This is a genomic window from Streptomyces sp. NPDC054932 (assembly GCF_053610205.1).
Genome location: NZ_JBSGXU010000260.1, coordinates 1 through 9,275, shown reverse-complemented (window position 1 = coordinate 9,275; position 9,275 = coordinate 1). Strand labels below are relative to the sequence as shown.

General features: G+C 71.7%; 9 protein-coding genes and 1 pseudogene. 4 read left to right on the top strand and 6 right to left on the bottom strand.

The features are described 5' to 3' along the window. Positions 1-41 precede the first annotated feature (41 nt). The 4 genes from ACWGE1_RS37805 to ACWGE1_RS37790 all read right to left on the bottom strand — a co-directional run bounded on the left by ACWGE1_RS37805 (position 42) and on the right by ACWGE1_RS37790 (position 3,399). On the bottom strand, positions 42-1,739 hold the full coding sequence (locus ACWGE1_RS37805) for a flavin monoamine oxidase family protein (RefSeq protein WP_453424998.1): 1,698 nt from the start codon (positions 1,737-1,739) through the stop codon (positions 42-44). 42 nt (positions 1,740-1,781) lie between these two features. Next, positions 1,782-2,582: a carbon-nitrogen hydrolase family protein gene (locus ACWGE1_RS37800; protein WP_453424997.1), complete on the bottom strand. Its 801-nt coding sequence runs from the start codon at positions 2,580-2,582 to the stop codon at positions 1,782-1,784. Positions 2,583-2,784: 202 nt separating this feature from the next. Beyond that, positions 2,785-3,183 carry a hypothetical protein gene (locus ACWGE1_RS37795; RefSeq protein WP_453424996.1) on the bottom strand — a complete coding sequence of 133 codons (399 nt, stop codon included), beginning with the start codon at positions 3,181-3,183 and terminating at the stop codon, positions 2,785-2,787. Between the two features lie 87 nt (positions 3,184-3,270). Further along, complete coding sequence (locus tag ACWGE1_RS37790; protein ID WP_453424995.1) at positions 3,271-3,399, bottom strand: hypothetical protein; 129 nt, start codon at positions 3,397-3,399, stop codon at positions 3,271-3,273. A gap of 166 nt (positions 3,400-3,565) precedes the next feature. Between ACWGE1_RS37790 and ACWGE1_RS37785 the strand changes: the two genes are divergently transcribed. Next, positions 3,566-4,276 carry a GNAT family N-acetyltransferase gene (locus ACWGE1_RS37785; RefSeq protein ID WP_453424994.1) on the top strand — a complete coding sequence of 237 codons (711 nt, stop codon included), beginning with the start codon at positions 3,566-3,568 and terminating at the stop codon, positions 4,274-4,276. Between the two features lie 51 nt (positions 4,277-4,327). On the opposite strand, the gene ACWGE1_RS37780 is transcribed toward ACWGE1_RS37785, so the two are convergent. Together ACWGE1_RS37780 and ACWGE1_RS37775 are read right to left on the bottom strand one after the other, a co-directional pair. Further along, positions 4,328-4,783 carry an Lrp/AsnC family transcriptional regulator gene (locus ACWGE1_RS37780; protein WP_007262967.1) on the bottom strand — a complete coding sequence of 152 codons (456 nt, stop codon included), beginning with the start codon at positions 4,781-4,783 and terminating at the stop codon, positions 4,328-4,330. Positions 4,784-4,793: 10 nt separating this feature from the next. Next, a complete protein-coding gene (locus ACWGE1_RS37775) occupies positions 4,794-6,284 on the bottom strand; it encodes an amino acid permease (protein ID WP_453424993.1) in 1,491 nt (496 codons plus the stop codon). Between the two features lie 368 nt (positions 6,285-6,652). Here ACWGE1_RS37775 and ACWGE1_RS37770 point away from each other — a divergent pair. The 3 genes and pseudogenes from ACWGE1_RS37770 to ACWGE1_RS37760 form a co-directional block, all read left to right on the top strand. Then, positions 6,653-6,766: pseudogene (locus ACWGE1_RS37770) on the top strand (SDR family oxidoreductase); the annotation flags it as partial. Between the two features lie 261 nt (positions 6,767-7,027). Then, positions 7,028-8,044 (top strand): GDSL-type esterase/lipase family protein, encoded by a 1,017-nt coding sequence (locus ACWGE1_RS37765; protein ID WP_453425000.1) that lies wholly within the window; start codon positions 7,028-7,030, stop codon positions 8,042-8,044. 118 nt (positions 8,045-8,162) lie between these two features. Then, positions 8,163-9,203, top strand: coding sequence for an SCO0930 family lipoprotein (locus tag ACWGE1_RS37760; protein WP_453424999.1), 1,041 nt, complete (start codon positions 8,163-8,165; stop codon positions 9,201-9,203). Positions 9,204-9,275: the final 72 nt, after the last annotated feature.

Sequence of the window (9,275 nt, the reverse complement as noted above, 5' to 3'; positions counted from 1 at the left end):
GCTCACGCGGGGACGGCCCGTGGCCTTGATGCCCTGAGGGGTCAGTCCTCGGGGAGTTCGACCGGGGCGATCTCGTCGTAGACGTCGCCCGGTCCCGGGTTGGTGGAGTCCGTGGAGCCACCCAGGTGGTGCATGACGCCCCAGACGGCGTTGAGGGCGGTCTGGACCGCGCCCTCGGCCCAGCCGGCCGTCCAGGAGATGTCGTCGCCCGCGAGGAAGATGCCGCGCTTGTCCTCGGGGAGGCGCTCCTGCATGAAGTGGGTGAACAGGCGGCGCTGGTAGCGGTAGTGGCCCGGGAGGTTGGCCTTGAACGCGCCCATGAAGTAGGGCTCGTCCTCCCAGGAGACGGTGACCGGGTTGCCGATGATGTGGCGGCGGATGTCGACCTTCGGGTAGATCTCGCCGAGGGACTTCAGCATGACCTCCATCCGCTCGTTCGCGGACAGCGGCAGCCACTTGAGGCTGTCGTCGCACCAGGTGTACGAGAGGCAGATGACGGCGGGCTTGTCCGGGCCGTTGTCCAGCAGGTACGTGCCGCGGGTCATGCGGTCCGTGAGCGTCATCGACATGACGTCGCGGCCGGTCTCCTCGTCCTTGTCCAGCCAGAACGGCCGGTCGACGGGGACGAACAGCTTGGACGACTCCATGTAGTGGGTGCGCTCGATCGCCGTCCAGTGGTCGATCGGGAACAGCGTGTCGTCGCACTCGATCTTCGACAGGAGCATCCAGGACTGGGCCGTGAAGATCGCGGCGCGGTACGTGCGGATGTCGCCGGAGGAGTCGGTGACCGTGATGCGGTTGCCGGCCGTGCGGTGCAGGCGGGTGACCGCCGGGCGCGGGGTGCCGTCGTGCAGCGAGGACAGCGAGGTGCCCTGCGCCCAGTGCACGATCTTCTCCGGCTCGCGCTCCCACAGGCGCAGCGGCAGCTGCTGGGAGCCGCCGACGATGCCGCGGTGGTGGTCGTCGGCCTCGGTGTAGACGACGCGCAGGATCTCCAGGATGGAGTTCGGGAAGTCGGTGTCCCAGCCGCCTGTGCCGAAGCCGACCTGGCCGAAGATCTCGCGCTTGCGGAAGGACTTGAAGGCCTCGGACTTGCAGAGGAAGCCGTAGAAGGTCTCGTCGTCGAGCTTCTCGACGAGCTTGGCCCAGATCTCGCGGATGCGCGGGACGTCCCGCTCGCGCATCGCGGTGTTCATGTCCGAGAAGTCGGCGCCCTCGTCGAGGCAGGCGTTCCAGGCCTCGGCGACGTCGCGGTAGATCTGCGGGAGGTCCGCGATCGTCTCGGCGTAGTGCGTCTCGCCCTTGAGGTCGACGACCGTCGAGGGGGTGGCCTCGGCGAGCGGGTTCGGGAAGGGCTCGGTGACCAGGCCGACGAGGTCGATGTAGTGCTGCAGGGCCGTGGAGGAGGGCGGGAAGCGCATGGCGCCCATCTCGGCGGTGAGGCCCTCGGTCTCGGCGCCCTCGAAGCCGACGGTGCGCAGGCGGCCACCGATCTGGTCGGCCTCGTAGACGACGGGCTTGAGGCCCATCTTCATCAGCTCGTAGGCCGAGATGATCCCGGACAGCCCGCCGCCGATGACGGCGACCTCGGTGCCGAGCTCGGTCGCCGGTATCTGGCCGAGGCCCGCCGGGTGGGCGAGGAAGTCGTCGTACGCGTACGGGAAGTCCGGACCGAACATGGTGATCGGCGGCTGTCCGTCGCTGTGCGGGACGGCGGTGGTGGGCACCGTGGACGTCATGGGGGTACGTCTCCTTGCGGCAGGGCTGGGGGAAGAGAGGGCTTAGACGAGGGAGGCGTAGAGCCCGGGTCGGCGGTCGCGCAGGTACGGGTTGTTCTCGCGCGAGGCCGACAGCAGCTCGGGATCGGCCTCGCCGAACACCAGCTCCTCGCCGCGTCCGGCCCGGGTCCGGGTGACCCCGTCGGGGCTCGCCAGGCAGCTGAGTCCGACGAACTCGAACTCGCCTTCCGGGCCGGTGCGGTTGACGTACGCGATGTACATCTGGTTCTCGAAGGCCCGTACGGGGACGAGCTGTTCGGCGACGAACTGGAACGGGTGCATCTGCGCGGTCGGCACCAGGAGGAGGTCGGTGCCGGCGAGCGCGTGCGCCCGGACGTTCTCGGGGAACTCCACGTCGTAGCAGATCATGATGCCGATGCGGAGGCCGTTCAGGTCCGCCTGGACGACGGGGGTGTCGCCGGGGGTGAAGGCGTCCTGTTCGAAGCAGCCGAAGAGGTGGGTCTTGCGGTAGTTCGCCAGCGCCGCGCCGTCGGGGCCGATCAGCTGGGCGGCGTTGTAGACGACGCCGTCCGCGCTCTCCGGGTAGCCGTAGAGGACGGCGACGTTGTGGCGGCGGGCGATCTCGCCGATGGCCCGTGCGGAGGCACCGTCGGCCGGTTCGGCGAGGCCGGGGACGTCCTGGAGGTCCAGCGCGTAGCCGGTCAGGAACATCTCCGAGGTCACGAGGAGCCCGGCCCCGCCCTGTGCGGCGCGCGCGGCCGCCTCGTCGAGCGCCTTGAGGTTCTGGGCGGTGTCGCCGAGAACGCCGGAGCTCTGGAGGAGGGCGGTGCGCAGCGGGGGCATGGGCTACCTCTGTGACAGGCGGGGAGGGGGTCATAAAACGGTACGTTCGCGCGTTCGACCCGGACAAGCCGTGAGCGTTGCGCTCCGCGCATCGATTCGTTGCGTGTTCCACGGCTGCCGCGGCGATTCGTTGCGCGGGTGCTCTGCGACCCCCTGCTGCACCCTTCAATGACCCTGCCCGGACGCCCGCGGGGCGGGCCGGTTACGAGTCCCTGCGGAAGGCCGGGTGGGCGGCCAGGAAGCCCAGGTCGTCGAGGATGTCGGGGGTGTGGTCGGAGACGACGCGGCCGCTCCAGGTGTCGACGAGGGCCGGGACGGTCAGGGCGCCGTCGAAGTGGTGGCCGGTGGTTTCGTAGGCCCGGCGCAGTGCGGTGTACTCGGCGGCGCGGGGGTCCGTACCGAGGACGGTGGCGGTGATCGAGTCCGCGAGGCCCAGCGCGGTGAGCGCGGCGGTCACCCGCAGGGAGCGGGGACAGTCGGCGCAGAGGTAGAGGTGGTAGCGGTGCGGTACGGGTGAGAAGCCGGCTCCGATGCGGCCGCGCGGGGCGGACGCCGGACCGGTACGGGGCAGCTCGGTGCGGGGCAGGACGGTGTGCGACATGACTCTCCCGGGGTGGAGGACAACACGGCGGGGCTCCGGGCGGCGCGGAGCGCGCGCCCGGTCCGGGTCACTCGTCGTTGAGGGGGGTCAGCCGCGCGGGCCGAATGCGCTGCACACCCGCAGGAGGTCGATGTGCAGGCGCCGGGTGAGCCACCAGCGCCGGAGGGTCCGGGCCTGCGTGTGCGCGTCCGCCGTCGGGGCCGTGTGCACCGCCACCCACCCCCGTCCTGTCCTCGGCTGCCGCGCCCCGGTGCTGGTTAGGCTTCCGGTGGCGGGCGCTGTCCGTCGTGGCCGTCCCCCGCAGTCTCGTGGTGGCGCCCGGGGCCGTCAAGAAGGCGGTCGCGACCGGGCGCCGCCGCCTCACCGAAGGAGTTCCGCGCCCATGTCCCCCGAGACCGGCACGCTGTGCGGCAGTGAAGTACTCGACAATCCGGTCTGGGCCTCGCTGACCGGGCCGCACCGCGGGTTCGCCGAGTTCGCACCGGCGGGCCTGGCGGCCCGCTACACCGGGGACACCGCTCCGTTCTCGGCGCTCGCGGATCCGGAGGACCCGCGGGCCTGGGCGGATCTGGCGGCGCTGGCCGGACCCGGGGAGGAGGTCTGGGTGACCGGGCTGCCGACCCCGCCGCCGGGGTGGGAGACGCTGGTGACGCTCCCCGGCGTACAGCTGGACGGCCGGGCGGTACGGGCCGGGGCCGAGCCGGAGGCGGTCCCGCTGGGCCGCGGTGACGTACCGGAGATGCTGGAGCTGGTGGGGCTGACCCGGCCGGGCCCGTTCCTGGACCGGACGGTCGAACTGGGCACGTACCTGGGGATCCGCCACGAGGGCCGGCTGGTCGCGATGGCCGGGGAGCGGATGCGGCCGGAGGGCTGGTCGGAGATCAGCGCGGTGTGCACCCACCCGGACCACCGGGGCCGGGGCCTGGCGGCCCGGCTGATACGCGCGGTCGCGGCGGCGGCACGCGAGCGCGGGGACTGCCCGTTCCTGCACGCGGCGGCGGCGAACACCGGAGCCGTGCGGCTCTACGAGTCGATGGGCTTCGCCCTGCGCCGCAGCCCCCTGTTCCTCGGGCTGCGCACCCCGCCGGCGTGACCTGCGGGGCCGGGGAACGGATCCGGCCCGGTCCCGCCCGGCCAGGAGGGGTTACGCCGGTGCGCCCGAGGTGAAGCGGCGCAGCAGCGGGGAGAGGACGAGCACCGATTTGGTGCGTTCCACGAAGGGCTCGCCCGCGATGCGCTCCAGGACCCGCTCGAAGTGGCGCATGTCGGAGGCGAAGACCTGGACGAGGGCGTCCGCGTCGCCGGTGACGGTCGACGCGGACACCACCTCGGGGTAGCGCTCCAGTCCTCGCCGGATGTCGTCCGGCGAGGTGTTGTGGCGACAGTAGATCTCGATGAAGCCCTCGGTCTCCCAGCCCATGGCGGCGGGGTCCACGCGGACGGTGAAGCCGGTGATGGCGCCTTCGGCGCGCAGCCGGTCCACCCTCCGCTTCACCGCGGGGGCCGAGAGCCCTACCTCGGAGCCGATGTCCGCGTAGGAGCGGCGGGCATCCTCGGCGAGGGCGTGCACGATGCGTTCGTCGAGATCGTTCAGTCGCACGGGGGGTGAATCACTTCTGTTCAGCGACCTCCGCGGCCGTGTCGGCCGGGGCGGCCACAGTGGCCAGGCTGGAGCGGCGCATGCCGTAGAAGAAGTAGATCACGAGCCCGGCGAGCATCCAGCCACCGAAGACCAGCCAGGTGATTCCGGGGAGCTTGATCATCAGGTAGCCGCAGAAGAGGAAGCCCAGGATCGGGGTGACCGGGAAGAGCGCGACCCGGAAGGTGCGGTTCATCTCGGGGCGGGTGTAGCGCAGGATGACGACGGCCACGTTGACCAGGCCGAAGGCGAAGAGGGTGCCGATGCTGGTGGCATTCGCCAGCTCGCCCAGCGGGATGAAGGCGGCGAGCAGTCCGCAGAAGAGGCAGACGATGATCGTGTTGACCTTCGGGGTGCCGGTCTTCTCGTCGACCTTGGCGAAGGCCTTGGGCATCAGGCCGTCGCGGGACATGGCGAAGAGGATGCGGGTCTGGCCGTAGAGGACGGCGAAGACGACGCTGGCGATGGCGACGACGGCGCCCGCGGCGAGGATGACGCTCCAGAAGGAGTGTCCGGTGACGTCCTCCATGATCTGGGCCAGGGCGGCCTCGCTGCCCTCGAACTCCTGCCACGGCATGGCGCCGACGGCGACCAGGGCGACGAGGCAGTAGATCACGGTGACGATCAGCAGCGAGAGCATGATCGCGCGGGGCAGGTCCCTCTTCGGGTTCTTGGCTTCCTCACCGGCGGTGGAGGCGGCGTCGAAGCCGATGTACGAGAAGAAGAGCATCGACGCGGCGGTGCTGATGGCGGTGATGCCGAGCGGGGCCAGCGGGGTGTAGTTGCCGGCCTTGATGCCCATGAAGCCGATGACGATGAAGAGCGCCATCGTCACGATCTTGACGCCGACCATGATCGAGTTGATCCGGGCGCTCTCCTTGGCCCCGCGGAGCAGGAAGACCATGCAGAGCAGGACCACGATCAGGGCGGGCAGGTTGATGTAGCCACCCTCGCCCAGCGGGGCGGAGAAGCCCTCGGGGATGGTGAATCCGAGGGTGCCGTCGAGCAGCTCGTTGAGGTACTCGCCCCAGCCGACGGCGACGGCCGCGACGGAGACGCCGTACTCCAGGACCAGGCACCAGCCGCAGACCCAGGCTACGAGCTCGCCCATGGTGGCGTAGGCGTAGGAGTACGAGGAGCCCGAGACGGGGATGGAGCCCGCGAGCTCGGCGTAGGAGAGCGCCGAGAACAGCGCGGTCAAGCCGGCGACGATGAACGCGATGAAGACGGCCGGGCCGGCGACCGGGGTGGCCGTGCCGAGGACGACGAAGATGCCGGTGCCCAGGGTCGCGCCGATGCTGATCATGGTCAGCTGCCACATGGTGAGCGACCGCTTGAGCGCGCCGCCCTCACCCTGGCCGCCCTCGGCGACCAGCTGCTCCACCGGCTTGCGGCGGAGGAGCGGGTTGGCGGGCCTGCGGGGCTCGGAAGCGAGCGGTGGCGCCTGGCCGTGGTCGAGCACGAGGGGACTCCTTGTCACTGCGGATCGGGGAGGTCAGGAAAGGCGTCGACCGCGACGGTCCGGAGCAGGACAGGGCCCATCGGAAGAAGGGGCCTGCGCATGGGGGACCGCCGAGCAGGCGATCCGCGCCACTCCACGTACAGCGAGTGAGCCTACGAGCTGAGTGATACCGCCCGTAATGCACCATCCTTGCACATTGACGCACGATCGTTGCGCGGATCTGTCACTGACAGTCGTTTGTTGCGTGTGGATGATCGATCGCTGCGCAGACCGCCGCGAACCCCCTTTCTTGACACTTCGTCAGATCTGCCGCAGCGTGCCGCCATGGATCCGGACGTGCGCCACGAGATCGACGGGCCGGGGCCGCCGGGGCCGCCCTGATGGCATTGGTGCGCTCGGCGGCGGTGGAACCGGGTCCGTGCGGGGTACTGGTGAACGCGGTGGCACCGGGGGTGGCGCGGACCCCGCGGGTCGCCGCCCTGCCGGGCACCGGGTGGGCGGCGGCGCACCGCGGAGAAAGCCCCGCCGGGCCGGGTCACCGAGACCGCGGACATCGCGGCCGCCCTGTACTTCCCGGCCTCGCCGCTGTCCTCGTAGGTGACGGGGCAGACGCTCGTGGTGGACGGCCGGGTCGGTGTGAAGTTCCCGTACCCGACGATCGGAGGCGACCAGTGATACCACCGGGACCAGCGGGGCTCGAAGAGCCGGGACGACCGGCGGGAGCCGCGCGGCATGCGGGACCGCTGAGCCAGTTCGACGACGAGGCGTCGAACTGGCAGGACCCGCAGCCCTTCCTGCGCGGGGTCGCCTGGCTGGACCGGGGGCGCCCGGTGCGGGCCGACCCGGCCGACACCATGCGGCTGCCCTGGGACACCGGCGAGCGCTCCACCCTGCCCATCGGGGTCCGGCTGGAATTCACCACCGCGACCGCCCGGGCGGTGGAGATCCGCTACCGGGCGACCGTGCCCGGACCCACCGACGCCCTGCGCGACCTCGCGCACGGCTTCGCGCTGTGGGACCGGCACGGGGTGGTCACCGAGGTGTTCACCGAGCCGGCCGCGGAGGCCGTCGTACGGATCGGCCTGGGCGGCGGCACCGGCCCGTTCACCGTCCACCCGCCCGAGACCCAGTCCCCGCTGATCCTCGGCCTGCGCGGGATCGGCGGCCCGCTCACCCCGGCGCCGCCCGCCCCGCGTTGGGTGGTGCACGGCGACTCCATCACCGAGGGCTGGTGGTCCACCCGCCCCGCGCACGGCTGGCCCGCCGTCACCGGCCGCGCGCTCGGCTGGGACACCGTCAACCTCGGCTACGCGGGCGCCGCACGCGGTGAACTCACCACCGCCGAACAGCTCGCGGGCCTGCCCGCCGACGTCCTCACCCTCGCCTTCGGCACCAACTGCTGGTCCCGGGTGCCCTTCTCGGCTCCGCTGCTGTACGAGACCACGCGCGCCTTCCTCGAACTGGTCCGCCAGGGGCACCCGCGGACCCCGATCCTGCTGGTCTCCCCCGTCCTGCGGCCCGACGCCGAGCGCACCCCCAACAAGCTCGGCGCCACCCTCGGCGCCCTGCGCGACGCCATGGAGCGAGCCGCCCGGGACCGGATCGCCGCCGGGGACGACCGGCTCGCCGTGCTCCCGGGCCGGGACCTCCTCGGTCCGGAGCACCTGGCGGACGGACTGCACCCCAACGACAGCGGACACCAGGTTCTCGGCCTCGCTGTGGCCACGGCTCTGCGGCGCACCGGGTTCGGCGTGGGGTGAGTGAAACAGCCCACACCGGACAGGGTGAACAGATCTCTCCCATCGGGGCGTGTCCTGAGCACAGTTGACGCCGCCACGGTGGCGGACACGACGGACACCACACGTGGGAGAGATCAAGATGGGCATCAAGCGCGGAACCACCCTGACCGCGGCTGCGATCGTCGTCGTCCTCGCGGCGACGGCCTGCGGCCCGACGGACGACAAGGCCGCGGACACCACGAAGCCGGTCGGGGCCGCCGCCGCGCAGGACTACGGCAAGACCGACGGGGGAGCCCCCGCCGGAGCCGCCGCCGGGGCCGCCGCGGCCTCGGACGCCAAGCCGGCCGGGCAGCTCGCGGTCGCCCCCAACGACAAGGTCGGCCCGGTACTCACCGACAGCTCCGGGCTCACCCTCTACCGCTTCGACAAGGACACGGCCAAGCCGCCGAAGTCGAACTGCGACGGCGACTGCGAGAAGACCTGGCCGGTGGTCGCCGCGGGCGATGCCACCGCCGCGGCCGGCATGGACCCGGCGCTGCTCGGCGAGGTGGTGCGAACCGACGGCAGCAAGCAGTTGACGGTGGGCGGCTGGCCCGCCTACCGCTACAGCAAGGACACCAAGGCGGGCGACGTGAACGGCCAGGGCGTCGGCGGCGTCTGGTTCGCGCTCGCGTCCGACGGCAAGAAGGCCGCGAAGGCGGCGCCGGGCGCGGGCGAGGCGCCCGGGGCGGGTGCAGCCCCCGAGAAGGATGCCGCCCCCGAGGCGGGCGCCGCTCCCGAGAAGAGTGCCGCTCCCGAGGCGGGCGCCCCCGTCGAGGCGAGCGGAGCGCTGTCGGTGGCGAAGGACGCCAAGCTGGGCGACCACATCGTCGACGGCAAGGGCATGACCGTCTACCGGTTCAAGCCGGATACCCAGTGGCCGATGACCTCCAAGTGCGTGGGCGACTGCCTGACCAAGTGGCCGGTCGTCCCCCCGGTGGAGAAGGCCAAGGACAAGGGGATCACCGACCGCAACTACCTGGTGCTCAACCGCCCGGACGGCCTGAAGCAGCAGAGCGTCGACTGCTGGCCCGTCTACACCTTCAGCGGTGACAAGAAGCCCGGCGACATCAACGGCCAGGGCGTGGGCGGCACCTGGTACGCCGTGTCCCCCGACGGCAAGCTCATCACCGCCTCGTAGCCACCGCCGTTCCACCGCCCCTCCCCCACCCCGATCGCGCGGCCCCCGCCCACCCTCCCCCCTGGGCGGGGG

What these genes read in the sequence shown, in the direction of transcription:
- ACWGE1_RS37805 (WP_453424998.1), bottom strand. Translation starts at nt 1,739, where the DNA reads ATGACGTCCACGGTGCCCACCACCGCCGTCCCGCACAGCGACGGACAG.
- ACWGE1_RS37800 (WP_453424997.1), bottom strand. Translation starts at nt 2,582, where the DNA reads ATGCCCCCGCTGCGCACCGCCCTCCTCCAGAGCTCCGGCGTTCTCGGC.
- ACWGE1_RS37795 (WP_453424996.1), bottom strand. Translation starts at nt 3,183, where the DNA reads ATGTCGCACACCGTCCTGCCCCGCACCGAGCTGCCCCGTACCGGTCCG.
- ACWGE1_RS37785 (WP_453424994.1), top strand. Translation starts at nt 3,566, where the DNA reads ATGTCCCCCGAGACCGGCACGCTGTGCGGCAGTGAAGTACTCGACAAT.
- ACWGE1_RS37760 (WP_453424999.1), top strand. Translation starts at nt 8,163, where the DNA reads ATGGGCATCAAGCGCGGAACCACCCTGACCGCGGCTGCGATCGTCGTC.